This window comes from Streptomyces sp. NPDC037242 (genome assembly GCF_055604165.1).
The window spans coordinates 72,278-94,872 of the sequence record NZ_JBVJUY010000022.1 but is presented as its reverse complement, the minus strand read 5'-3'; the positions used below and the strand labels follow the sequence as shown (position 1 = coordinate 94,872).

Annotated in this window: 20 protein-coding genes; 10 read left to right on the top strand and 10 right to left on the bottom strand. The window is 72.7% G+C overall.

All coding sequences use genetic code 11. The features are described from left to right. Positions 1–37: 37 nt before the first annotated feature. The gene (locus ACZ7GJ_RS24950) at positions 38–2,479 is read left to right on the top strand and encodes a helicase associated domain-containing protein (protein WP_470754828.1); all 2,442 of its coding nucleotides are present in this window, start codon (positions 38–40) and stop codon (positions 2,477–2,479) included. Positions 2,480–2,505: 26 nt separating this feature from the next. On the opposite strand, the gene ACZ7GJ_RS24945 is transcribed toward ACZ7GJ_RS24950, so the two are convergent. Beyond that, complete coding sequence (locus tag ACZ7GJ_RS24945) at positions 2,506–3,912, bottom strand: glutamate decarboxylase (RefSeq protein WP_470754827.1); 1,407 nt, start codon at positions 3,910–3,912, stop codon at positions 2,506–2,508. Between the two features lie 256 nt (positions 3,913–4,168). Here ACZ7GJ_RS24945 and melC1 point away from each other — a divergent pair, with 256 nt between their 5' ends. Then, positions 4,169–4,567: an apotyrosinase chaperone MelC1 gene (gene melC1 / locus ACZ7GJ_RS24940; RefSeq protein WP_470754826.1), complete on the top strand. Its 399-nt coding sequence runs from the start codon at positions 4,169–4,171 to the stop codon at positions 4,565–4,567. Beyond that, entirely contained in the window at positions 4,564–5,409 is an 846-nt protein-coding gene (gene melC2 / locus ACZ7GJ_RS24935) for a tyrosinase MelC2 (protein ID WP_470754825.1), read from the top strand. Before melC1 ends, melC2 begins: the two co-directional genes overlap by 4 nt. Here the strand turns inward: melC2 and ACZ7GJ_RS24930 are convergent. Both ACZ7GJ_RS24930 and ACZ7GJ_RS24925 read right to left on the bottom strand, forming a co-directional pair. Next, entirely contained in the window at positions 5,367–6,071 is a 705-nt protein-coding gene (locus tag ACZ7GJ_RS24930; RefSeq protein WP_470754824.1) for a response regulator, read from the bottom strand. The genes melC2 and ACZ7GJ_RS24930 overlap by 43 nt on opposite strands. Continuing rightward, complete coding sequence (locus ACZ7GJ_RS24925) at positions 6,068–7,684, bottom strand: sensor histidine kinase (RefSeq protein WP_470754823.1); 1,617 nt, start codon at positions 7,682–7,684, stop codon at positions 6,068–6,070. The genes ACZ7GJ_RS24930 and ACZ7GJ_RS24925 overlap by 4 nt, the downstream gene beginning before the upstream one ends. Positions 7,685–7,789: 105 nt before the next feature. Between ACZ7GJ_RS24925 and ACZ7GJ_RS24920 the strand changes: the two genes are divergently transcribed. Both ACZ7GJ_RS24920 and ACZ7GJ_RS24915 read left to right on the top strand, forming a co-directional pair. Continuing rightward, on the top strand, positions 7,790–9,142 hold the full coding sequence (locus tag ACZ7GJ_RS24920) for a cation:dicarboxylate symporter family transporter (protein ID WP_470754822.1): 1,353 nt from the start codon (positions 7,790–7,792) through the stop codon (positions 9,140–9,142). A 276-nt stretch (positions 9,143–9,418) separates the two neighbouring features. Further along, a complete protein-coding gene (locus ACZ7GJ_RS24915) occupies positions 9,419–11,185 on the top strand; it encodes a S8 family peptidase (RefSeq protein ID WP_470754821.1) in 1,767 nt (588 codons plus the stop codon). Positions 11,186–11,282: 97 nt separating this feature from the next. Here ACZ7GJ_RS24915 and ACZ7GJ_RS24910 read toward each other — a convergent pair whose 3' ends face one another. Beyond that, positions 11,283–11,951 carry a (2Fe-2S)-binding protein gene (locus ACZ7GJ_RS24910; RefSeq protein ID WP_470754820.1) on the bottom strand — a complete coding sequence of 223 codons (669 nt, stop codon included), beginning with the start codon at positions 11,949–11,951 and terminating at the stop codon, positions 11,283–11,285. 6 nt (positions 11,952–11,957) lie between these two features. Here ACZ7GJ_RS24910 and ACZ7GJ_RS24905 point away from each other — a divergent pair, with 6 nt between their 5' ends. Next, positions 11,958–12,641 carry a GntR family transcriptional regulator gene (locus tag ACZ7GJ_RS24905; RefSeq protein ID WP_470754819.1) on the top strand — a complete coding sequence of 228 codons (684 nt, stop codon included), beginning with the start codon at positions 11,958–11,960 and terminating at the stop codon, positions 12,639–12,641. Between the two features lie 240 nt (positions 12,642–12,881). Here the strand turns inward: ACZ7GJ_RS24905 and ACZ7GJ_RS24900 are convergent, their stop codons facing one another. Next, positions 12,882–13,682, bottom strand: a complete 801-nt coding sequence (locus ACZ7GJ_RS24900; RefSeq protein ID WP_470754818.1) for an alpha/beta fold hydrolase — start codon at positions 13,680–13,682, stop codon at positions 12,882–12,884. A 140-nt stretch (positions 13,683–13,822) separates the two neighbouring features. Here ACZ7GJ_RS24900 and ACZ7GJ_RS24895 point away from each other — a divergent pair, with 140 nt between their 5' ends. Next, complete coding sequence (locus ACZ7GJ_RS24895; protein WP_470754816.1) at positions 13,823–14,509, top strand: GNAT family N-acetyltransferase; 687 nt, start codon at positions 13,823–13,825, stop codon at positions 14,507–14,509. 64 nt (positions 14,510–14,573) lie between these two features. On the opposite strand, the gene ACZ7GJ_RS24890 is transcribed toward ACZ7GJ_RS24895, so the two are convergent. Genes ACZ7GJ_RS24890 through ACZ7GJ_RS24880 form a run of 3 tightly spaced genes read right to left on the bottom strand, consistent with a single transcriptional unit; the run spans position 14,574 to position 17,812 of the window. After that, positions 14,574–15,602: a TolB family protein gene (locus ACZ7GJ_RS24890; RefSeq protein WP_470754814.1), complete on the bottom strand. Its 1,029-nt coding sequence runs from the start codon at positions 15,600–15,602 to the stop codon at positions 14,574–14,576. Between the two features lie 30 nt (positions 15,603–15,632). Beyond that, a complete protein-coding gene (locus tag ACZ7GJ_RS24885; protein WP_470754813.1) occupies positions 15,633–16,931 on the bottom strand; it encodes an MFS transporter in 1,299 nt (432 codons plus the stop codon). Between the two features lie 2 nt (positions 16,932–16,933). Further along, positions 16,934–17,812 carry an alkaline phosphatase family protein gene (locus ACZ7GJ_RS24880; protein ID WP_470754811.1) on the bottom strand — a complete coding sequence of 293 codons (879 nt, stop codon included), beginning with the start codon at positions 17,810–17,812 and terminating at the stop codon, positions 16,934–16,936. A gap of 262 nt (positions 17,813–18,074) precedes the next feature. Here ACZ7GJ_RS24880 and ACZ7GJ_RS24875 point away from each other — a divergent pair, with 262 nt between their 5' ends. Next, a complete protein-coding gene (locus ACZ7GJ_RS24875; RefSeq protein ID WP_470754810.1) occupies positions 18,075–19,304 on the top strand; it encodes an alpha/beta hydrolase in 1,230 nt (409 codons plus the stop codon). Here ACZ7GJ_RS24875 and ACZ7GJ_RS24870 read toward each other — a convergent pair. Continuing rightward, complete coding sequence (locus tag ACZ7GJ_RS24870; protein ID WP_470754808.1) at positions 19,282–20,784, bottom strand: carboxylesterase/lipase family protein; 1,503 nt, start codon at positions 20,782–20,784, stop codon at positions 19,282–19,284. The two genes, ACZ7GJ_RS24875 and ACZ7GJ_RS24870, sit on opposite strands and share 23 nt — an antisense overlap. Positions 20,785–20,910: 126 nt before the next feature. On the opposite strand from ACZ7GJ_RS24870, the gene ACZ7GJ_RS24865 reads away from it, so the two are divergent. Next, on the top strand, positions 20,911–21,261 hold the full coding sequence (locus ACZ7GJ_RS24865) for a hypothetical protein (protein WP_470754807.1): 351 nt from the start codon (positions 20,911–20,913) through the stop codon (positions 21,259–21,261). A 95-nt stretch (positions 21,262–21,356) separates the two neighbouring features. Beyond that, positions 21,357–21,632 carry a chaplin gene (locus ACZ7GJ_RS24860; protein ID WP_470754806.1) on the top strand — a complete coding sequence of 92 codons (276 nt, stop codon included), beginning with the start codon at positions 21,357–21,359 and terminating at the stop codon, positions 21,630–21,632. Positions 21,633–21,730: 98 nt separating this feature from the next. Here ACZ7GJ_RS24860 and ACZ7GJ_RS24855 read toward each other — a convergent pair whose 3' ends face one another. After that, positions 21,731–22,594: a tyrosinase family protein gene (locus ACZ7GJ_RS24855; RefSeq protein ID WP_470754804.1), complete on the bottom strand. Its 864-nt coding sequence runs from the start codon at positions 22,592–22,594 to the stop codon at positions 21,731–21,733. Position 22,595 lies beyond the last annotated feature (1 nt).

Here is a 22,595-nt window from a genome sequence, read left to right as displayed (position 1 = left end):
GAGGTGAACGGGCAGATCACGGGGTGAGGTGACGCGCATGGCACGCAAGAAGCTCCGCCCCCACCAGCGCGAAGCGGTCGACGCGGTGGTGCGGGCACTGGAACTGCCCGTCGGGGGCGAGGTCCCCCGGGCGGGTCTGCGTACCCAGGTCATCATGGCGACGGGCTCCGGCAAGTCCCTCGTCGCGGTGCACGCCGCCGAGCAGATGCGGGCCGGCCGGGTCCTGGTGCTGGTGCCCTCCCTGGACCTGCTCGTGCAGACGGCGGCGGCCTGGCGGGAGGGCGGCCGGACGGGGCGCGCCTTCGCGGTGTGTTCGCTGCGCGGCGAGGACGCGGGCGTGCCCACCACGACCGATCCGGCCGCGCTGGCCCGCTGGGCGGGCCGCGGGGTGGACCGGGTGACGGTCTTCGCCACGTACGCCTCGCTGGGCCTGGGCACCGTCGAACGCGCGCACCGCGAGGGGCTGCCGGGCTGGGACCTGATCGTCGTCGACGAGGCGCACCGTACGTCCGGGCGGATCGGCAAGCCCTGGGCGGTGGTTCACGACAACGACCGGATCCCGGCCGTCCGGCGGCTGTACATGACGGCCACGCCCCGGGTGTGGCAGGACGGCGAGGAGAGCGAGGACGGCGACGGGGCTCCGGCGGCGGCGCCCAAGGGCCGGGGCGACCTCGTGGCGTCGATGGAGGACGACCCGGACGGGCCGTTCGGCGCGCGCTGTTACACCCTGACCCTCGCGGAGGCCATCGACCGGGGGATATGCGCTCCGTACCAGGTCGTCTGCGTGGACGTCACCGATCCGGGGTTCCAGGCGGCCGTGCTGCTGGGTCCGGACGGGCGGTCGGACGCGGTGCGCGGGGCTCGGCTGGCGGCGCTGCAGGCGGCGCTGGTGAAGGCGGCCGCCGAGCAGGGGTTCCGCCGGACGCTGGTCTTCCACCACCTGACCAAGGAGGCCGAGGCCTTCGCCGCCGGGCTGCCCGCGGTGGCCGCACGGCTGCGTGCCGCGAGCCGCTCCCTGCAACCGGTGTATCCCCGTACCGTGTGGGCGGACTGGCTGTGCGGACAGCACACCCCGGCCCATCGGCGGCGGGTGCTGGACGACTTCGCGACCTACCGGGTCGCCGACAAGGCGTTCCTGGGCAGTGTGCGGGTGCTGGGCGAGGGCGTGGACACCAAGGAGTGCGACTCGGTGTACTGGGCCGACGTACGGGGGTCCATGCCCGACCTGGTGCAGGCGGTCGGGCGGGCCCTGCGGATCCGGCCGGGCGAGGGGAAGATCGCCTCGCTGGTGGTTCCGGTGCTGCTGGGCCCGGGCGAGTCGCCGGAGACCATGCTGACCTCCCGTGCGTACGGGGACCTCGCGCGGCTGCTGGAGGCGCTGCGGGCGCACGACACCCGCATGGTGGAGTCCCTGGCGCAGCCGCAGGTGGCGGGCCGGCGCGGGGCGCGGAGCGGGCCGGGCGAGGCCCCGGAGGCGGGCCTGCGGGCCGGGGCCCGGTCCCTGTTGAGCTTCTCCAGCCCGCGCGATCCGGCGCTGCTGGCCGCCTTCATCCGGCTACGGGTCCTGCGGCCGGAGCGCGAGCACTGGCGGCGCGGGGTGGAGGCGGCCCGGATCTACGCCGCCGCGGCCGGGGACCTGAAGGTGCCGTTCGCGTACAAGGTGCCAGCGGCCGGGGAGCAGTGGCCGCCCGGGCTCGCGGGTTTCCCGCTCGGCCAGTGGATCGCGGACGCCCGGCGCACGAACCGGCGCGGCGCGCTGGGCCGGGAGCGCAGGGCGCAGCTCGACGAACTGGGCATGGTGTGGAGCCACTTCGACGTGGCCTTCGAGGAGGGGCTGGCGGCCGCCGCCGGCTGGGCGGCGGAGCACGGGCACCTGCTGCCGCCGGTGGACGCCACCTGGCGCGGCGCGCCGGTCGGGGTGTGGGTCAAGAACCAGCGGGCCGCGGCCCGTCGCGAGGGGCCCGGCGCCCTGTCGGCCGAGCGCCGGGAGGCTCTGGAGGCCGTCGACCCGTCCTGGTGCCCGGCCTGGGAGATCTCCTGGCAGCGGGCCTTCCACCTGACCCGGGCCCACCTGGAGGCGGGTGGGCGGCTGCCGGACGGCCCCGGCGCGGCCGTGGTCCAGGGCGAGGACCTCGGCGTGTGGCTGCGGACCCAGCGGCAGTCGTGGGACCGGCTGACCGGGACCCAGCGGTGGCTGCTGGAGCACGCGCTGGGCGTGGTCCCGGCGGCCGGGGGGCAGCGGCCGCAGCCGCGGCTCGGCCATGCCGCCGCGTGGGCGGCCCATCTGGAGGCGGCCCGGCGGTTCCACGCCCGGGAGCAGCACCTGCGGGTCCCCCGTACGCATGTGGAGCGGGTCGGCGACCAGGAGTTCCGCCTCGGCGCCTGGATCGCCAACCAGCGCTCCCGCGCCGCCTCCCTCACCCCGGCGCGCGCCGAGGCCCTCACGGCCCTGGGCATGCGCTGGCCGGCGCCCGGGTGACGCCTCCCGACAAGCTCAGACACGCCCTAGTGATGGAAGCCCGACCGGGGTTCGGCGGACGGCGTGGGCGGTGGGGCCGCGGTCAGGTGTTCCACGGCCCGCCTCAGGTCGGAGGCGAGGAGCGCGATCTGGTCGCGGGTCACGCCGTGGCGGATCAGGACCCGCTGGATGACCGTGTCCTCGCGGTCGGCCGGCAGCGGGTACGAGGGCACCTGCCAGCCGCGCATGCGCAGCCGGTCGGAGAGGTCGTAGAGGCTGAAGCCCGCGGCGGCCGGGTCGGTGAGCGTGTAGGAGACGGCGGGCAGTGCGCCCCGGCCGTCGTAGAGGAGGGTGAAGGGGCCCATGGCGGCGATCTCCCCGGCGAGGTACTGCGCGGTGTCGGCGCAGGCCTGCTGGACGCGCCGGTAGCCGCCGCGGCCCAGGCGCAGGAAGAGGTAGTACTGGGCGATGACCTCGCCGCCGGGGCGGGAGAAGTTGAGGGCGAAGGTGGGCATGTCGCCGCCCAGGTAGTCCACGTTGAAGACGAGGTCGGCCGGTAGCAGGTCGGCGGCGCGCCAGACGATCCAGCCGACGCCGAGCGGGGCGAGCCCGTACTTGTGTCCGGAGGTGTTGACGGAGGCCACCCGCGGCAGCCGGAAGTCCCACACCACTTCGGGGTGCAGGAAGGGGGCGACGAAGCCGCCGCTCGCGCCGTCCACGTGGATGGGGACGTCCCAGCCGTGCTCGGCCTGGATCCGGTCGAGGGCGGCGGCGAGGTCGGCGACGGGCTCGTAGTCGCAGGTGTAGGTGACGCCGAGGATGGCGACGACCCCGATGGTGTTCTCGTCGACGTACGCGGCGAGCTGGTGGGGCAGCAGGCCGGTGGCGCCGGGTTCCAGGGGGACCTGGCGCAGCTCGACGTCGAAGTAGCGGGCGAACTTCTCCCAGCAGATCTGGACCGGCCCGCACACCAGGTTGGGTCGGTCGGCGGGGAGGCCGGCGGCGCGGCGGCGCTCGCGCCAGCGCCACTTGAGGGCGAGGCCGCCTAGCATCGCGGCCTCGCTGGAGCCGGTGGTGGAGCAGCCGGTGGCGGCGCTCGTGGTGGGGCCGTCCGCGGTGGGGGCGTTCCACAGGTCGGCCAGGATGTTGACGCAGCGGGCCTCGATCTCGGCGGTCTGCGGGTACTCGTCCTTGTCGATCATGTTCTTGTCGAGGCACTCGCTCATCAAGCGGTGCACGCCGTCGTCGGACCAGGTGGTGCAGAAGGTGGCCAGGTTCTGGGCCGCGTTGCCGTCGAGGAGCAGCTCGTTGCGGAGCAGTTCGTAGACCACTCCGGAGGGTGAGTGGTCGTCAGGCATCCGGTTTTTGGGGAGGATCTCACCGCTCAGGGCGGACGCGAACACGTCCGTCTCGGCGTCGCGGGCGCGTGCGTCCTTCGTCTTATGAAGAGGCATATCGGGACTATAGGGGAATATGACCCATAGGACGGTGATGCACCTTCCGGCCGACTCTGGAGTGTGACCCCTCCCATAGGCGGTCCGTGCGACCGAAAGAATTACCGGCCAGTAGGATGTTGTCCGCAGATCTTCCCGTCCGGGCCGCTGGATCCGACCCGGACGGGAAGATCATCCAAATCGTTCTATGCGCAACTTATCCACTGATGTCCGGATGTCGGTCAACCGGCGTTGCCGGCCTGATAGTTCTTCGGCCATGAACAAGATCACCCGTCGACAGGCCTTAGGCACCACTGCCGGTGCCCTCACCGCCCTCGGCATCGCCGGCGCCACCGCGCATGCCGCCACCACCGATTCCCGCGCCGCCGCCACACCCGCCGGCAAGGTCGACGAGGTGTACCAGGGCCGCCGCATCCAGATAACCCCCGCCTCGGGAGGCGGAGGCCACCACGGCGGCCACCACTCCCCCGGCATGCCCACCGTCCGGATAGACGGCCGCGAGCTGCACGTGATGCAGAACGCGGACGGCACCTGGATCAGCGTGGTCAACCACTACGAGACCTTCGCGAGCCCCCTGCCGCTCGCCCGCGCCGCCGTGCGCGAGCTCCAGGGCGCCCCGCTCCTCCCGTTCGCCCCGATGGGAGGCACGGCATGACCGTCCGCAAGAACCAGGCCACGCTCACCGCCGAGGAGAAGCGCGCCTTCACCAACGCGCTGCTGGAGCTGAAGCGCACCGGGCGCTACGACCGGTTCGTCAGCACGCACAACGGCTTCATCATGGCCGACACGGACTCGGGCGACCGGGTGGGCCACCGCTCCCCCTCCTTCCTGCCGTGGCACCGCCGCTTTCTGCTCGAATTCGAGGCGGCTCTGCAGGCGGTGGACGCGAGCGTTGCGATCCCGTACTGGGACTGGAGCGCCGACCGCACCACCCGCTCCTCCCTGTGGGCCGCCGACTTCCTCGGCGGCACCGGCCGGGCCCGCGACGGACAGGTCCTCGACGGACCGTTCGCGTACTCGACGGGCAAGTGGGACGTGAACGTACGCGTGGACGGGCGCAACTACCTGCGCCGGGCGCTCGGAGCGGGCGTCGCCGAGCTGCCGACCAAGGCCGAGGTGGACGCCGTACTCGCCATGCCGGTCTACGACACGGCCCCCTGGAACAGCTCCTCGACGGGCTTCCGCAACAACCTGGAGGGCTGGCGCGGCGCCAACCTGCACAACCGGGTGCACGTGTGGGTGGGCGGCCAGATGGGCACCGGCGTCTCCCCCAACGACCCGGTGTTCTGGATGCACCACGCCTTCGTGGACAAGCTGTGGGCGGACTGGCAGGCCCGGCACCCGCAGTCCACCTACCTGCCCGCCGCCGGCACCCCGAACGTCGTGGACCTGCGCGACACGATGCGGCCGTGGAACGACGTGACCCCGGCGGACATGCTGGACCACCGGAAGTTCTACACCTTCGACACCGAGCCGGCCGCGGCCAGCCAGCGGTAGTGCAGTTCGGGGCGGCCCACCTGGCCGTACCGGGGGGTCCGGTCCGCGCGGCCGGTCTCCACCAGGTGCTCCAGGTAGCGCCGGGCGGTGATCCGGGAGATCCCGGCCGCCTCGGCCGCCCCGGCCGCGGTCAGCCCCTCGGGTGCCGACCGCAGGAGCGCGGCGACCCGGTCCAGGGTCGGCGCGCTCAGCCCTTTGGGCAGTTCCGCCGGGCGGGGCGCGCGCAGGGCCGCCATCGCCCGGTCCACATCGTCCTGACCGGCCGCCTCGCCCGCGGCCGTCGCCCGGAACTCCGCGTAGCGCAGCAGGCGTTCGCGAAGGGTGGGGAAGGCGAAGGGTTTCAGCACGTACTGGACGACCCCCAGCGAGACGCTCTCGCGGACCACGGTCAGGTCCCGCGCCGAGGTCACCACGATGACATCGGCGGGATGTCCGGCGGCCCGCAGCCCGCGCGCGAAGCGCAGCCCGTGCCCGTCGGGCAGGGTGAGGTCGAGCAGCAGCAGGTCGACCCGGGTCCGCTCCAGGATCCGGGTGGCCTCGGCGAGCGAGTGGACGGCGCCGACCGGGGTGAAGCCGGGCACCCGGCCTACGTACAGCGCGTGCGCGTCGGCGGCGACGGGGTCGTCCTCGACCACCAGGACCCGCACCTCGGGCGTGCTCATGCCGGACCGCCTTCGCCCCGCGCGGCCGCCTGCGCCAGGGGCAGGCGTACGGTGAACTCCGCGCCGCCCCCCGGCCCTTGGTTGGCGGTCACCCCGCCACCGTAGCGCTCGGCCACCTGCCGGACCAGCGCGAGGCCGAGACCGCGGCCCTCCCCCTTGCCCGACCAGCCCCTGAGGAACACGTCCACACCCTCGGGCAGCCCGGGGCCGTTGTCGGCCACCCGCAGCAGCAGTTCGTCCCCCTCGGGCCGCAGGGTCACCGCGATCCGCGCCCCCGGCACGGCGGTGACCGCGTCGGCCGCGTTGTCGATGAGGTTGCCCAGTACGGTGACCAGGTCGCGGGCCGGGGGCAGGCCGGCGCCGTCGGCGAGGCTGCGGCTGTCCGAGGTGACGACCAGCTCGACACCCCGCTCGTGCGCCTGGGCGGCCTTGCCGAGCAGCAGCGCCACGAGCACCGGCTCACCGACCGCGGTGACGACCTCGTCGGTGAGGGCCTGGGCGAGCCGGAGTTCGGCCGTGGCGAAGTCCACCGCCTCCTCGGCGCGGCCGAGTTCGATGAGCGAGACGACGGTGTGCAGCCGGTTGGCCGCCTCGTGGGCCTGCGAGCGCAGGGCCTGGGTGAACCCCCGCTCGTGATCCAGTTCGCCGGCGAGCGACTGGAGTTCGGTGTGGTCCCGCAGGGTGACCACGGTGCCCCGGCGGCCGCCGCCGGCCACCGGTGAGCTGTTGACCACCAGGACCCGGTTGGCGCTCAGGTGCACCTCGTCCACCCGGGGCCGGTCGGCGAGCAGCGCGCCGGTGAGCGGCGCGGGCAGCCCGAGGTCGGCGACTCCGGTGCCCTTGATCTCCCCGCTCAGGCCCAGCAGTTCGCGTCCGGCGTCGTTGATGAGGGTGATCCGGCGCTGCCCGTCGAGCATCAGCAGGCCTTCGCGGACTCCGTGCAGGGCCGCCTGGTGGTAGTCGTACATCCGGCTGAGCTCGGCCGCGTTCATGCCGTGGGTGTGGCGGCGCAGCCGTGCGTTGACGACGTAGGTGCCGATGCCGCCGAGGGCGAGGGCGCCTCCCGCGACCCAGGCCAGGGCGGTGAGCTGCTCGGCGAGCCGGGCGCTGATCGCGCGGACGGTGATGCCGGCGCTGACCATGCCGATGACGCGGCCGTCGTCCGTCAGCGGGGTGACCACGCGGATGGAGGGGCCGAGGGTGCCGGTGTAGGTCTCGCTGAAGGTCTCTCCGCGCAGGGCGGGGGCGGTGTTGCCGAGGAAGCGCTCCCCGATGCGCCGCGGGTCGGGATGGGTCCAGCGCCGCCCGTCGGGAGCCATGATCGTCACGAAGTCGACGCCCGAGTCGGCGCGGACCCGCTGCGCGTAGGGCTGAAGCGCGGCCGAGGGGTCGGTGCCGCGTGCGGATTCCCGTACGGCCTCCAGGACCGACGGGGAGTCGGCGACCGCGCGGGCCACGGCGCCGGCCTGGCGCCGGGCGGCCTCCTCGGCCTGGCCGCGGGCGGTCGCGTAGGCGAAGACGGCGCAGCCGGCGACGACCACGGCGACCAGCAGCACCTGCATGGCGAAGAGCTGGCCGGCGAGGCTGCGTGGGGGGCGGGGGAAGCGGAGCATGGCGTTCAGTGTGCACCCGGCCGTGAACTCAATGAACGCAAGGGTGACCGGGGTCACAGGCCCGGGCGATGGTCTCCCCGAACGTATTCACCACCAGGAGGCATCGTGGCCGCCAGACGCGACAAGACCCACTATCTCTACATCGCGGTGATCGGCGCGGTACTGCTCGGTATCACCGTCGGCTTCGCCGCTCCCGGCGTGGCCGTGGAGCTCAAGCCGCTGGGCACCGGCTTCGTCAACCTCATCAAGATGATGATCTCGCCCGTGATCTTCTGCACGATCGTGCTGGGCATCGGTTCGGTGCGCAAGGCCGCCAAGGTGGGCGCCGTCGGCGGGCTGGCCCTGGGCTATTTCATGGTCATGTCCACGGTCGCGCTGGCGATCGGCCTGCTGGTGGGCAACCTGCTGGAGCCCGGCAGCGGGCTGCACCTGACCGAGGCGGCGCGCAGCGCCGGCGAGGCGCAGGCCAAGGCGGGCGGGGCGGAGAGCACGCCCGAGTTCCTGCTGGGGATCATCCCGACCACCCTGGTCTCCGCCTTCACCGGCGGCGAGGTGCTCCAGACCCTGCTGGTGGCGCTGCTGTGCGGGTTCGCGCTGCAGGCCATGGGGTCGGCGGGCGAGCCGGTGCTGCGCGGGATCGGGCACGTGCAGAAGCTGGTGTTCCGGGTGCTCGCGATGATCATGTGGGTGGCCCCGGTGGGCGCCTTCGGGGCGATCGCGGCCGTGGTCGGTGCGACCGGCATCGACGCGCTGAAATCCCTCGCCGTCATCATGATCGGCTTCTACACGACCTGTCTGCTCTTCGTCTTCGTGGTGCTCGGGACGCTGCTGCGCGTGTGCACCGGGATCAACGTGTTCACGCTGCTGCGCTACCTGGGCCGCGAGTTCCTGCTGATCCTGTCGACCTCCTCCTCGGAGTCGGCGCTGCCGCGGCTGATCGCGAAGATGGAGCACCTGGGGGTCTCGCGGCCGGTCACCGGCATCACGGTGCCGACCGGGTACTCCTTCAACCTGGACGGGACCGCGATCTACCTGACGATGTCCTCGCTGTTCGTCGCGGAGGCGATGGGCAAGCCGCTCGCGCTGGGCGAGCAGATCTCCCTGCTGCTGTTCATGATCGTGGCGTCGAAGGGCGCGGCCGGGGTGACCGGCGCGGGTCTGGCCACGCTGGCCGGCGGACTCCAGTCGCACCGGCCGGAACTGGTGGACGGGGTCGGGCTGATCGTGGGCATCGACCGGTTCATGAGCGAGGCCCGGGCACTGACGAACTTCGCGGGCAACGCCATCGCCACGGTGCTGATCGGGACCTGGACGAAGGAGTTCGACCACGGGCGGGCCACCGAAGTGCTCGCCGGGCGGCTGCCGTTCGACGAGGCCACGCTGGTCGACGACGGACACGGAGCCCCCGCCGCCGTGCCGGCCCAGCCGGCCGTCACCAAGGACGGCGTACCGGTGTAACCGCGCAGCCGGCGCGCTGAACGGACCGGCCGGGCAGGGCTCGCCCCCACGGTGCCCCACCCGGCCGGTCTCCACATGTGCAGGCCATGGTCGAGTTTCAGCCAAGTCCGATCTGACTCTCGTGCTGCAAAAGGTACTTCCATCTCGTGGCATGCATCTGACATCTTGCGTCCACCACTCGTTTCGTACGGCTCGGTACGTGCCACCCGCACCGCCGGGCCGTCATCGGAGGACGCATTGATACCCCACATATCCAGCCGACCTCGACGTACTCTCGTGATGGCGGCCGCCCTCGGCGCGGCACTGGCCTTCGGGGCCCCCGCCGCACTGGCCGGCACCGCGCCGGTCTCGCCTTCCGGCGTGGTCGTCCCGTCCGCCCCCGCCAAGGCCTCGGCCGCGGCGCCGACTTCCCAGAGTGCGACCTGGGCTGCCGGCACCCGCGCCTACCTGGTGATCACCGCCCCCGGTGACAGCTCGGCCGTCCGCTCGGCCGTCGCCACCAACGGGGGTTCGGTCTTCTCGTACTACGACGCCATCGGCGTGATCGTGGCCCACTCCACCTCCAGCACCTTCGCCACCACCATGCGCGGGGTCAGCGGGGTCCAGAAGGTGGGTGCCACGCGCACCTCGGACGTCCCGGCCGACGCCTACAACCCGGCGCTGCCCGCCAACCCGTCCCAGTCGACCACGCCCACCGGCGAGCCGGTCCGTGCCGACATGAGCCAGATCAAGGCCGACCAGGCCTGGGCCGTCAACCCCGGCTCCGCCTCCGTCAAGGTCGGCATCCTCGACACCGGCGTGGACGACCAGCACCAGGACCTGGCGCCGAACTTCAACGCGGCCGACTCCGTCTCCTGTGCCTACGGCAAGGCGGACACCCGCGCCGGCGCCTGGCGGGACGTGGACACCCACGGCACCCACGTCGCCGGCACCGTCGCCGCCGCCAAGAACGGCAAGGGCGTCGTCGGCGTGGCTCCGGGCGTGAAGATCTCCTCGGTCCGGATCGCCGAGCCGACCTCGACGCTGTTCTTCGCCGAGAACACGGTCTGCGGCTTCATGTGGGCCGGCGACCACGGCTTCAAGGTCACCAGCAACAGCTACTACACGGACCCGTGGCAGTTCAACTGCCCGGACAACGTCGACCAGGCCGCCATCATCGAGGGCGTCAAGCGCGCCCAGGAGTACGCCGAGGGCAAGGGCTCGCTCCAGGTCGCCGCGGCGGGCAACGAGGACTACGACCTCGCGCACAAGACGACCGACTCCGCGAGCCCGAACGACTCGACCCCGGTCACCCGCACCATCACCAACGCGTGCATGGACATCCCGACCGAGCTCCCGGGCGTGGTCACGGTGGCGGCGAACGGCTCCGGCGTCACCAAGGCCTCGTTCTCCAACTTCGGCCAGGGCGTCATCGACGTCGCGGCCCCCGGCAGCAACGTCTACTCCACCGCGCCGGGCGGCGGTTACAGCACCAAGAGCGGCACTTCGATGGCCACCCCGCACGTCGCGGGCGTCGCCGCGCTCATCGCGAGCGCCAACCCGGGCATCACCCCGGCGCAGATCCGCGACAAGCTGGCCACCCAGGCCAACGACGTGGCCTGCCCCTCGGACAGCCGCTGCACCGGGACGACCGCCAACAACGGCTTCTTCGGCGAGGGCCAGGTCGACGCGCTGAAGGCCGTCGGCTCCACCCCGCCTCCCGGGAAGTACTTCGAGAACCTCGGGGACTTCGCGGTCAACGACAACGCGACCGTGGAGAGCCCGATCACCGTCAGCGGCGTGACCGGCAACGCGCCGGCCACCCTCAAGGTGGGCGTGGACATCAAGCACACCTACATCGGTGACCTCAAGGTCGACCTCGTGGCCCCGGACGGCACCGTCTACACGCTGCACAACCGCACCGGCAGCGGCACCGACAACATCGCCCAGACCTACACCGTGAACGCCTCCTCCGAGGTGGCCAACGGCGTCTGGAAGCTGCGGGTGAACGACAACGCCAACCAGGACACCGGCAAGATCGACGCTTGGAACCTCACCTTCTAGTGAAGTGAGGCACCGAGCGGAGCGCTAGGACGGGGCCACCGGGGAGCAGTGCGACTGCCCCCGGTGGCCTCCGTCGTTCTCCCCCTGCGGCCGGCCGCTACCTGGTCCGCAGCACGCAGTCCCCGCAGAGCCCGCCGCCGGGCACCTTGTAGTAGAGGCAGCAGCTGCGCCGTACGAAGGCCACCCCGAGCCCCTCCTCGTGGATGAAGGTGCCGGTCCCCCCGAGCGGGCCGCCGTCGGCCAGCAGGGCGGCGGCCGCCTCCACCGCCGCGCCGCCCGGAACCCGGTCGATGAGCACCCGCAGCGCCCCGACGAGCGCGGAGGCGGTGTTCCCGCGCAGCACCTTGGGCGAGACCCCGAACCGCTCCCGCAGCGCCGCGTCGAGCGCGTCGAGGTTGCCCAGCACGTTGTCCCCGAGCGCTCCGGCCGGGAGGTACTGCGGCTCCGGCAGCCACAGTTGGAGCGAGCCCGTCTCGGGCAGCCGCCACCACACCCGGTCGGGGCCGAGGTCGGGCACCCGCCCCGCCAGGGCCGTGCACCCCAGCCCGAGCGACCAGAGCCGCGAGGCGATACCGAGCTGTGCGGTCGAGGCGGCCACCCGCCCGGGCCCGCTCCCGATCCGCCGCCCCACCTCGGCGACGTACGGTCCGAGTTGCCCGCCGTACAGCTGCGAGAGCGGCCGGAAGCCGGGCCCGGGCGGCTCCTTCCCGTACGGCACGGTGAAGAACGGCCCTACGGCGGCCAGCTGCCCGAGTACCTCGTCCATCCCCGGATGATCTCAGGCCGCGCGGCCTGCGCGGTCCGCGGGATCAAGCTGCCTCCCGAGCGCGAGCTCTGCACCCGGCTCGACGCCTCCCGCGTGACCTTGCGCCGGGCGCTCGGGCACCTGGTCGACCAGGGCCTGGTCACCGCCTCGCACGGCCGCGGCTGGTTCGTGGCGGCCACCGCGCCGCCCGCGCCCGCCCGGGACTGGCCCAAGGACCTGGAGTCCTTCACCGCCACCGCCCGCCGCAAGCACATGCGGGCCGGCTCGGTCGTCCTGCGCCACGACACCGTCACCGCCTCGCTCGACGACGCGGACCGGCTCGGGGTGCCCGCCGGCACCGCGCTGCTGCGCCTGGAGCGGATCCGGCTGCTCAGTGACGTACGGATCGCCCTCGACCGGACCCTGGTCGTCACCGAGCTGGCGCCCGACCTGACCCGGACCGACTTCCGCGAGGCCTCCCTCTTCGACGAGCTGCGGCGCTGGGGCGTGCAGCCGCAGCGCGCCGAGGCGACCATCGAGGCGCGCAGCGCGGACGCGGAGCTCGCCGGGCACCTGGGCATCGCCGAGGGCGCGCCCGTGCTCGTCCTCGACCAGACCGTGTACACGCGTGGCCAGCGGCCGTTGCTGCTGTCGACGGTGGAGTACAGCGGCGACCGGTACCGGCTGCGGACCACCCTCCAGACAGACTGACACGCGGAGGCGGGACGCCCGGGCGCCGTTGGGCACCCAGGCACCCGGCGAAACGCCCTACTTCGACACCCCGGCCGGCCGGGCGGGCGGGAGACCGACCACCCGGGTGAAATAGGGCGCCGAACACACGTAGTAGGCGGGGAGCGGGGTCCATACCGTCACGCCCCCGTTGGATCAACGGCAGTGGCCCTTCCGGCAGGCCCAATGGGCGCCTCTGGAGGCGGGCCACTTCACCGCCGCTCAGAGCCCTGCCAAGAACTCCAGCAGCGCCTGGTTGAAGGCCTCCGGCTGCTCCACGCCCGGCAGGTGCCCGGCCCGCTCGATGACGCGGAGCACCGAGTGCGGTACCAGCGCGTGCAGGGCCTCGGCCTCCGCGACCGGGGTGTAGACGTCGTCGCGCCCGACCAGGATCAGGCAGGGCTCGGTGAGCCCGGCCAGCATCGGCCGGTAGTCGGGGCGCTCCGCGCGCCCACGCAGCGCGGCGGCCGCACCCTCGGGATCGGTCGCGAGCATCATCGCGGTCACGTGCGCCGCGGCCCGCGGGTTGCCGGTCACGTTGTACGGGGCGAGCATCTTGTCAATGACTTCCCGCGCGTACGGCTCCATGCCCTCCGCGAGCAGCCGGTCGGCGAGCTCCCGGCGGTACTTCTTGCCGTCCTCGGTCTCCGGGACCGGGGAGGTGTCGGCGAGCACGAGGGCCCGTACCCGACCCGGGTGGCGCAGCCGCATCTCCATCGCGATCTGCCCGCCCATGGAGACTCCGCCGACGACCGCCTGTTCGATGCCCAGGCGGTCGAGGAGCGCGGCGAGATCGTCGGCGAGGCCGGCGAACGGGGCCGTGCCGGGCACGGCCGGGTTCTCTCCGTATCCTCGCAGGTCAGGGGCGATCACACGGTATCCGGCGGCCGTCAGGGCAGCCGTCTGGGGGTCCCACATCGTGCGGTTGAACGGATGTCCGTGGATCAGGATTACGGGCTCTCCGGCGCGGGGACCCAAGTCGTCGGAAAACAGTCTCGCGCCATTGCCAAATTGGGGGTTCATGCGAGGACTTTAAGGGGCTACATTGAGCCACTCGCGTTCACCTGACAGCCCGTTGCCTTTCACCCGTGTTTTGCACGGGGGGCGACGTCAGGGACGCAGACTGTGCAACCACCCCACCGCCCAGAAGGACCGAAGGCTCCGTGCCCGTACCCGTACTCCTCGCCGGCCGCACCGTGCGGCTCGAGCCCCTCGCCCCCCACCACACCGAGGCCCTGGCCGTGGCCGGGGCCGAGGATCGTACGACTTACGCCTTCACCCCCGTACCCCACGGCGTGCAGGCGTCCCACGAGTACATCGACCGTGCCCTCGCCGATCAGGCGGCGGGTCGATCGCTCCCGTTCGCGGTGGTCAGAGCCACCGACGGGCGGGTCGTCGGTTCGACACGCTTCCTGGAACTGGACTACTGGCAGGGGCCGCTGGTGTGGCCCGCCGTGCCGGGGGTCCCGTTCGGCGATCCGGCGACGGCGATCCCCGATGCCGCCGAGATCGGCAATACCTGGCTGTCCCCGGGCGCCCAGGGCACCGGCATCAACACCGAGGCGAAGCTGCTCATGCTCCGCCATGCCTTCGAAACCTGGGGCGTGCGCCGCATCTCGCTGCGCGCGGACGCCCGCAACGGCCGGTCGCGTGCCGCGATGGAACGGCTCGGGTTCACCTGCGAGGGGGTCCGCCGGGCCCATTCCCGGGGGCTCGACGGGGCCGTGCGCAGTACGGCGTTCTACTCGATCCTCGACGAGGAGTGGCCGACCGTCCGGTCGATCATCGAGCTGAGGCTGTCGGCGGGCGCTCAGCGCAAGCGGCGCCGCAAGACGCTCATTCCGGCGTAACGGTCCTGCGCCGACGGTTCCCGCTGCCCGCCGTCCGTCCCCGCCGTCCCCGTCCTCCCCGGTGTCAGCCGAGGAAGGCGGGGGCGAGGGCCGATGCCATCAGCCTGGCGGGGACTCCGCTGCCGTCGGCCGGCACCGAGTACAGGTCGGCGCCGAAGTCCCCGGGCAGGGAGTAGACGACGGTCCGGTCGTCCGTCCACACCACCTGGTCGTCCACGCTGCGCTCCTCCCCCAGCGGGGTCTCCCGCATCGAGGCGAGCTCCAGGACGTACAGGCGCCAGGGCGCGTCCGCCGACGGGCCCGGTACGCGCTTCTTGAACACCAGCCGGGTCCCGTCGGGCGACAGCGACGGGCACTCCAGGTTCTCGCGCAGCGTGGTCACCGTGCGTTCGGCGAGGTCGCCGCGGACGAGGTAGGTCTGGCCGCCGGTGGCGAGGGTCGCGTAGAAGGTCCTCTCGTCCGCGGCGAAGGTGACCCCCCAGAAGTTCACGTCGGCATTGCGGTACGTCTTGCCGTCCTTGCGGATCGTGAAGTCCTCCAGGGAGGCGTCGTACTTCCCGGTGCGCAGGTCGAGCAGTGAGGTGCGGGTGGAGAAGTCGGTGCCGGCGTACGAGTCCCCGCCCACGAAGACCGTCCAGGCGGCGAGGTGGCCGCCGGGCGAGACCCGCGCCCGGGTGGGGATGCCGGCCAGCGGGCGGGTGGCCACCTCCTTGAGGCCGGCGTCGAGGACGACGGCCTTGTAGCCGTCCTGCACCCCGCCCTTGTCGGCCTGGAGGCAGACCCCGGTGCCGGCAGCCGCGTGGAAGCGCAGGCAGCTCACTCCGGACGCGGTACGGGGCCCTTCGGGCGCGTCGGCCGGCACGGTGGCGAGCTCGTCGCGGTGCGGGCCCCAGGCCATGTTCCGGAACGCGATCCGCCGGCCGCCGTCGCCCGGGGCCAGGGAGACCCGGCCCTCGTCGACCGCCGGGCCGCCGGCCTGGGTCCGGTTCTTCTCCTCGGCCCGGGAGGAGGCCCGTACGACGGCGACGACGCCCACCCCGGCGAGCAGGAGGACGGCGACGACGAGGATCAGGATCCGGCGCTGGAGGGTCATGGGGCGGGGCCTTTCGTCGCGGGTGGGGGGTCAGGCGTCGGCGGGCCGCAGCCGCAGGCACACGGCGGTGGCCGCGGCCAGCAGGACGGTGGCGACGGCGAGCGCGGGGCGGGCGCCCCACACGGTCCAGGCGGCGCCGAAGCCGATCGAGGCGGTGAACCGGGCGAGGGCCTGGCCGGTCTGGACGAGGGCGAGCCCGCCGCCCCGGTGCTCCTCGGGCACCGCTCCGGCCGCGGCGGCCATCAGTACGCCGTCGGTGGCGGCGTAGAAACCGCCGTGGAGCAGGAGGACGGCGTAGGGCAGCAGTGCGTGGTCGGCGCGCGGCCCACCGGCCGCGAGCAGGAGCGCGTAGGCGGCGAGCAGTGCGAGGTGCCCGCCGAGGAAGACGCGCCAGCGGCCGATCCGGTCGGCGAGCCGGCCGAGCGGCAGGGCGAGCAGGAAGAACGCGGCGGCGGTGCCCAGCGGCAGCAGGGCGAACCAGCGGTCGGTGATGCCGGTGGCGTGCTGGAGCAGCAGGAACACGAAGGCGTCGCTGACGGTGCACAGGCCCAGCAGCAGCGCGCACAGGCCGGTCCGGCGCAGGTCGCGACGGCGCAGCAGCCCGAAGGAGGCCCGCAGGGAGACGGGCCGGGCGTCGGCGCCGGCGCCGGTCTTCGGGGATCCCGGGGGCCCCGGTCGGCGGCCCGGTACGAAGAGCACCAGCACCAGTACGCCGAGCGCGGCGACGCAGGCGCTGACGGTGAAGACGGCGTCGTAGCCGTCGGCGGCGCCGCGCAGGACGAGGAAGGCGAGGATCGGCCCGATCAGCGCGCCCGCGGTGTCCATGGCCCGGTGGACGCCGAAGGCCCGACCGCGTTCCTCGGGGGCGGCGGCGAGCGAGATCAGCGCGTCGCGGGGGGCGGTGCGCAGGCCCTTGCCGGTGCGGTCGAGGGCGAGGACGGCGCCGATGGCGGGCAGGGTGTGCGCGAGCAGCAGCAGCGGCTTGGCCAGCGCGGAGAGGCCGTAGCCGATGCCTGCGAGGGCCTTGTGGCGGCCGAAGCGGTCGCCGAGGTGGCCTCCGGCGAGCCGGACGAGGGCGCTGACCCCGTTGTAGAGGCCGTCGAGCAGTCCGAAGCCGAGCGGGGAGAGCCCGAGTCCGGCGACGAGGTAGAGCGGGAGCACGGCCGTGACCATCTCGGAGGAGACGTCGGTGATCAGGCTGACCGTGCCGAGGGCGAGCACCGTGGGTGCGAGCGGGGCGCGCCGCCCCGGGCGGGTGCCCGGGGCGGGGCCTTGCGGCTCGGGGGTCACGGCGGGCGCGGGCGTGCCGCGGCTGTCCGCAACGTACATGGTCAGGAAGCCCAGATCCCCGTGATGTCCTTGGCGGTGGCGGCGTTCCCGGCGTGGGTGGTCAGGCCTGCGAGGCCTTCCAGGGTGCGCAGTACGTCGTAGTGGTTGTAGGTGGTGCTCGAAGTGGAGCCGGGGGTCACGGGCTGCCCGTAGAGGACGGTGGGGATCTTGTTGCCCGCGAGCCGGTTGTCCTCGTCGAAGGTGACGACGAGCAGGCTGTTGTGGGTCTTGGCCCAGTCCGCGTAGGCCTTGAGGTTGTTCTTGAGCCAGGTGTCGCCGGTGCCCACCGAGCAGTCGTGCATGTCGTTGCACAGGTTCGGGACGACGAACGACACCTTGGGCAGGGTGGTGAAGTCCGTCGGGAACTGCGTCATGGTCTTCGCCGTGCTGGTGGGCACGTTGGAGAAGGCGAACCACGGGTTGTGCTTGCGCGCGTACTTGCCGCTGGAGCAGGTGGTGGAGCCCTGGCTGGGGAGGGTCTCGTTGTAGCTGGCCCAGGTCTTGCCGGCGGCGATCAGCTCGGAGGCCAGGTTGGGCGCGGAGCTGAAGCCGGGGGTGTAGCAGCTGTCGCCGGTCACGCCCTGGTTCGAGCCCGAGAAGAGCTGGAGGTAGTTGGGCTGGCTGGGGTGGGTGATGCCGTAGGACTTGGTGAGGTTGGCTCCCCCGGACTTGAGGGAGTTGATGTAGGGGGCGCTGGAGCTGCCTATGACCTGGCTGTAGGCGTGGTTCTCGAAGACCACGACGACCACGTGGTCGGGGGCGGGCAGGCCGGCCGCGTGCGCGGGCTGGGCCGCGCCCGTGCCCGCCCACAGCGCGGCGCCGGCGACGGTGAGGCCGAAGGCGGTGGCGAGGGCGGCCTTGCGGGATATTGAAACGGACATGCCAAACACGGAACGTACCTCCGGGCGGGGGGCTTCGGGGGCGGCGCGGACGCACCATACCGATGGACATGTGCACTGGCCAGGGATACTCGGCGAACAGAACGGGAACTCCGCAGGCCCTTTCTGGGTCGGGCAACGTCCTCCTCCAGGGAACCCCAAGAGAAGGAAAAATCCGGAACCGATCCGCACGTACGCGCATCCTTCGAACGAAAGCATGTCGACCCCGCCCCAACGGGGCAGCACCAGCCGGAGACCACCGCACATGTCGTACTCACCCGACGGACAGCAGCAGCCGTACCGGTCGGAAGGACAGTTGCAGCAGCAGTCGCACGGCGAGCCGTACGGCCGGCCGTATCCGCCCCAGGGCCACCAGCCCCCGGCCGGCTTCGGTCCGCCGCTGCCGCCCTACGGCGAGCCGCTGCCGCCCGAGGGGCCCAGGCGTCCGTCGCGGGTCCGGCGCTGGGTGATCGCGGGTGTCTCCGTCCTCGCGCTCGCGGGCATCGCGGCGCTCGTGATGGACCACTACGAGATACCGCCCTTCACCGACAAGGGCGACGCCGTCTCCTTCGGCAAGCCGCACGCCGACGGCAAGGGCGGCGGGGGCGCGCAGCAGTCGGCCAACTCCAAGGCCCTGATGCCCACGGGCCCGGCGGCCGACTTCAAGAACTCGATGACCCTGCCCGACGGCACCCACGTCGCAGTCACCACGCTGGACGGCAAGAAGTCCGGCTTCAAGGGCAAGGTCTGGGTCTGGGCACCCAAGGAGTACGACGACCCGAAGTACGCCAAGAGCGGCTTCCCGGTCATGATCGCCCTGCCCGGCGGCGCCGGTTTCCCGAGCAACTACTGGATGGGCACCGACCTGGGCCTCCAGACCAGCATCAGCAAGTGGTACGGCGAGGGCAAGAGCAAGCCCTTCCTCCTCGCCATGCCGGTGCTGAACCCCGAGCCCGACGACAAGGGCATCTACTGGGACGGCTCCGACATCCCCGGCCAGCCCAAGATGGGCAGTTGGCTGACCGAGGACGTCCCGGACCTCATGAAGGCGAACTTCCGCACCGTCAAGTCCCGTGACGGCTGGTCCTTCATGGGCTCCTCCACCGGCGGGTTCGCCGGTCTGAAGGCCGTGCTGAAGCACCCCGACAAGTTCAAGGCCGTCATCGCCTCGGGCCCGGACATCGTCCCGGACTCCCCGCTGTGGAAGGGCCACGACAAGGAGAAGGCCGAGAACAACCCGGAGCTGCTCGCGAAACAGCTCATCGACGCCAAGGGCCCCGACGTCTACCTGGCCTTCCAGGTCGGCACCGACGAGAGCAACAAGAACACCCTGCCGAACGTGCAGAAGTTCATCGCGGCCTACGGCAAGGGCCCGATCCACACCGACCTGAGGATCATCCAGGGCGGCAAGCACAACGCCAAGACCTACGTGCCCAACATGGGTGAGGGACCGATCCAGTTCATCAGCAAGGTCATGGAAGGGCCCGTGGAGTAACCGCCGTCTCCCGCGTCCGCTCCCGCTCAAGCTCCCGCTCCGGCCCGCCGAACACCTTCGGCGGGCCGTTGCCGTCCCAGGGGGCCCAGCCCGGGTCCCCCTCGACGGCGAACCGCACCCAGGCCGCGTGCATCTCGTCGGCCAGCGCCTGCGGAGTGTCGGGGCCCGCCAGCCAGGCCGACTCGGGCACGGCCAGGTTGTCGAAGACGAAGCCGAGCTCCAGCGCGTGGCAGGAGCCGAGCCCCGGGACCCCGGAGGGCCACGCGAACTCGTACACGAACCCCGGCGCCGTCCGCCGCGCGCCCGCGAGCCTGCGCAGCGGGTCGCGCAGCAGCCGGTCGGTGAGCAGGTGCCCGGCGAGGTCGGCGGGGCCTACCCCGGGCCGCTCGGCGCGCAGCGCCCGTACGGCGGCCCGGTCCTTGCCGCTGCGCAGGCGCGCCAGCGCCATGGTGAGCGGGCCCAGCCGGTCCAGCACCCGCATCCCGCCCGTGGGAGCGAGCCAGAGCCGGTACTCCTCGGTGGTCCAGCCCAGCAGCAGCGGTACGCCGCTCGCCGCCGATCCGGGCGCCGCGGCGGTCTCCAGGGGGTCGGCGGGGAGCGTGTCCGGGTCGGTGACCAGGCCGAAGGCGGGACCGCCGACCAGCGGGGAGGAGCGGCGCAGCACGGCCGCCTGGGCCGCGAGCAGATCGGGCAGGGCGGTGGCGGCGAAGGCCCGGGCGGTGGCCTCCACCTTGAGCAGCGAGGCCATCCGCCGGACCATGGTGCGCACCCCCGCGCGCGGCAGCACCTCGGGGGCCCCGCTCTGCAGGACGGCCCGGGCGAAGAGCCCGCGGGCGCGCGGGGCGGCGAGCAGGGCGCCGATGCTGATGGCCCCGGCGGACTCGCCGAAGACGGTGACCCGGGCGGGGTCGCCGCCGAAGGCCTCGATGTTGTCCCGGACCCACTCCAGGGCGGCGATCTGGTCCAGCAGCCCGCGGTTGGCCGGGGCATCGGGGAAGAGCCCGTACCCGAGCACGCCGAGCCGGTAGTTGAAGGAGACGAGGACCACGCCGTCGCGCGCGAAGGCGGAGCCGTCGTAGACGGGGACGGCCGCGGAGCCCCGGGTGAGGGCGCCGCCGTGGATCCACACCATGACCGGCAGCCGGGCCCCGGACAGCGCCCCGCCGACCGGGGCGGGGGCCCACACGTTGAGGTTCAGGCAGTCGTCCCCGGGGACCTCGGGGTCGGGGAGCAGCGCCGCGAAGGTGTCCGGGTACGGAACCTTCGGCGCGGTGGGCCCGTACCCGCCGGCGTCGCGCACCCCGTCCCAGGCCTCGGGAGGCGCGGGCGCGGCGAAGCGGCGGGGGCCGACGGGCGGGGCGGCGTACGGGATGCCGCGGAAGACCGCGATCCCGCCGGGTCCGGTGCGGCCCTCGACCACTCCGTGCCCGGTCCTGGCCCGGGGCCGGCCGTGGTTCCCGGCCTCGCCCGCTGCGCCCATCGTGTCCTCCCGAGGTGTCCCCGAACCGCTGGATCCGGTGCTCCGCGCACGGTCGCACAGGCGTCCAAGGGGTGACAAGGCGTGACCCGGTCCCGGGCGGGTCGGGTTGGGCCGGGCATGCGATCCATGGGAATCCCCCTCACCATCCCCGCCCTGCTGCTGGCGGCCGTGGCCGCCGGAGCCGGCGCCGGCACCGCCCGGGCCACCGACGGCCCCGTCATCGGCGGGGGGACCGTCGTCGGTCCCGAGTTCCAGTACGTGGGCCAGGACGACAAGGTCCACTCCCTGCCCACCCGCAAGGGCTGCGCCAAGGCGGAGGGCGGCGGTTCGCGCGGAGTGACGAACAACACGCGGGCTGTAGTGGCCCTCTACCGGGAGCCGGGCTGCGTCGGCACTCCGGTGCAGGTCCTGCGGCCGAAGGAGGTCACTCAGGTGCAGCCGTCCTTCGCTTCCGCGGAGTTCCGGATCACCAGGTAGGCGCATCGCCCGTGACCCCCGGGCGGCCGGTGCGTTGTATGCCATGTCAAACGCCGCAGTTCCTGCGGTCACCCATTTCTCACGAGGAGATCTTGATGTCGCGTATCGCGAAGGCATTCGTCATCACCGCTGCCGCCGGTAGCGCCCTGGCCGCCGGTGCGGGTCTGGCGGCTGCCGATGCCGGAGCGCACGGTGCGGCGGTCGGTTCCCCCGGTGTCCTGTCGGGCAACCTCCTGCAGGTTCCGGTCCACGTCCCGGTCAACGTCTGCGGCAACACGGTCAACGTGATCGCCCTGCTGAACCCGGCGTTCGGCAACACCTGCATCAACCAGTCGGGCGGCGGCCACCACACCGAGGGCTACGGCGGCTGATCACCCGCGTCACCTGTTCGACAGCTGAACCGAAGGGCCCCCGCCGTACGGCGGGGGCCCTTCCCATGGAGCCGGTTCGGGCCCCGGTGGGCCCGCTCTCATTCGTAGCGGTAGAGGCCCTGGTGGCCGAGCATCTGGCGCGGGGTCATGTCCCACGGCGGCATCGGCTCGTCGAGGGCGATCACCCGGCCGCGCTGGAGGTCACCCGGTTCGAGCGGGGCGGCGGGCAGGTAGCCGGAGCCGGGGTGGCGCCGCTGCCAGCGGTCCCAGAGCAGGTCCACGAAGGCGTGGTGCAGCCAGAACGCCGGGTCGTTGGGCGCCGTGCCGCCCGTCATGTGGCCGCCGATCCACTGGTGGACCTTGTTGTGGTTGCGCCAGCGCTCGCTCTTCGGGGCCGCCCAGCCCTCCAGCTTGTTGCGGAAGCCACCGCCGGAGGAGGTGGAGTCCCAGGGCGAGGTGTCGTAGGTCGGGTCGTCGAGCGCCCACTGGAGCTCGGCCGCGGTCGGCAGGCTGATCGGGTTCTGCGGCCGGCCGAGGTTGCGGGTGAGGAAGCGGGCCTCCGTGATGCCCACGGTGACCGTCCAGTTGCCCTTGTCGTAGGCGAAGGGCCCGGTCATCACCTGCCGGTCGCTGTCGCGGCCGGTACCGCCCAGGAAGTCGTCGGCCCAGAGCGAGGAGACCGGGCTGTTGTCGGTGGTCCAGTCCCAGTACGGGATGGAGACGCCCGGGTCCACGCTCTGCAGGTGCCTCTCGAACTCCAGCAGGTAGCGCCGGTGCCAGGGGAAGAAGGACGGCGACATGTGGCCGACGCGGAGTTTGCGGGCCCGGTCGGGCACGAAGTACTTGTCGTGCGTCCGCACGAGGTCGTCGTAGACGCCGCTGCGCTTGACCTCCAGCACGGCCGCCGTGAACCGCTTCTTCTGCGCGCTCGTCAGGTCCCTCTGGTTCTGCCTTGTGTACAAC

Bases quoted from the DNA above. Each gene is read 5' to 3' on its own strand.
- ACZ7GJ_RS24945 (WP_470754827.1), bottom strand. From the start codon at position 3,912: ATGCCTCTTCATAAGACGAAGGACGCACGCGCCCGCGACGCCGAGACG.
- ACZ7GJ_RS24885 (WP_470754813.1), bottom strand. From the start codon at position 16,931: ATGTACGTTGCGGACAGCCGCGGCACGCCCGCGCCCGCCGTGACCCCC.
- melC2 (WP_470754825.1), top strand. From the start codon at position 4,564: ATGACCGTCCGCAAGAACCAGGCCACGCTCACCGCCGAGGAGAAGCGC.
- ACZ7GJ_RS24910 (WP_470754820.1), bottom strand. From the start codon at position 11,951: ATGGACGAGGTACTCGGGCAGCTGGCCGCCGTAGGGCCGTTCTTCACC.
- ACZ7GJ_RS24875 (WP_470754810.1), top strand. From the start codon at position 18,075: ATGTCGTACTCACCCGACGGACAGCAGCAGCCGTACCGGTCGGAAGGA.
- ACZ7GJ_RS24890 (WP_470754814.1), bottom strand. From the start codon at position 15,602: ATGACCCTCCAGCGCCGGATCCTGATCCTCGTCGTCGCCGTCCTCCTG.
- ACZ7GJ_RS24930 (WP_470754824.1), bottom strand. From the start codon at position 6,071: ATGAGCACGCCCGAGGTGCGGGTCCTGGTGGTCGAGGACGACCCCGTC.
- ACZ7GJ_RS24870 (WP_470754808.1), bottom strand. From the start codon at position 20,784: ATGGGCGCAGCGGGCGAGGCCGGGAACCACGGCCGGCCCCGGGCCAGG.
- ACZ7GJ_RS24950 (WP_470754828.1), top strand. From the start codon at position 38: ATGGCACGCAAGAAGCTCCGCCCCCACCAGCGCGAAGCGGTCGACGCG.
- ACZ7GJ_RS24900 (WP_470754818.1), bottom strand. From the start codon at position 13,682: ATGAACCCCCAATTTGGCAATGGCGCGAGACTGTTTTCCGACGACTTG.
- ACZ7GJ_RS24865 (WP_470754807.1), top strand. From the start codon at position 20,911: ATGGGAATCCCCCTCACCATCCCCGCCCTGCTGCTGGCGGCCGTGGCC.
- melC1 (WP_470754826.1), top strand. From the start codon at position 4,169: ATGAACAAGATCACCCGTCGACAGGCCTTAGGCACCACTGCCGGTGCC.
- ACZ7GJ_RS24905 (WP_470754819.1), top strand. From the start codon at position 11,958: ATGATCTCAGGCCGCGCGGCCTGCGCGGTCCGCGGGATCAAGCTGCCT.
- ACZ7GJ_RS24880 (WP_470754811.1), bottom strand. From the start codon at position 17,812: ATGTCCGTTTCAATATCCCGCAAGGCCGCCCTCGCCACCGCCTTCGGC.
- ACZ7GJ_RS24925 (WP_470754823.1), bottom strand. From the start codon at position 7,684: ATGCTCCGCTTCCCCCGCCCCCCACGCAGCCTCGCCGGCCAGCTCTTC.
- ACZ7GJ_RS24860 (WP_470754806.1), top strand. From the start codon at position 21,357: ATGTCGCGTATCGCGAAGGCATTCGTCATCACCGCTGCCGCCGGTAGC.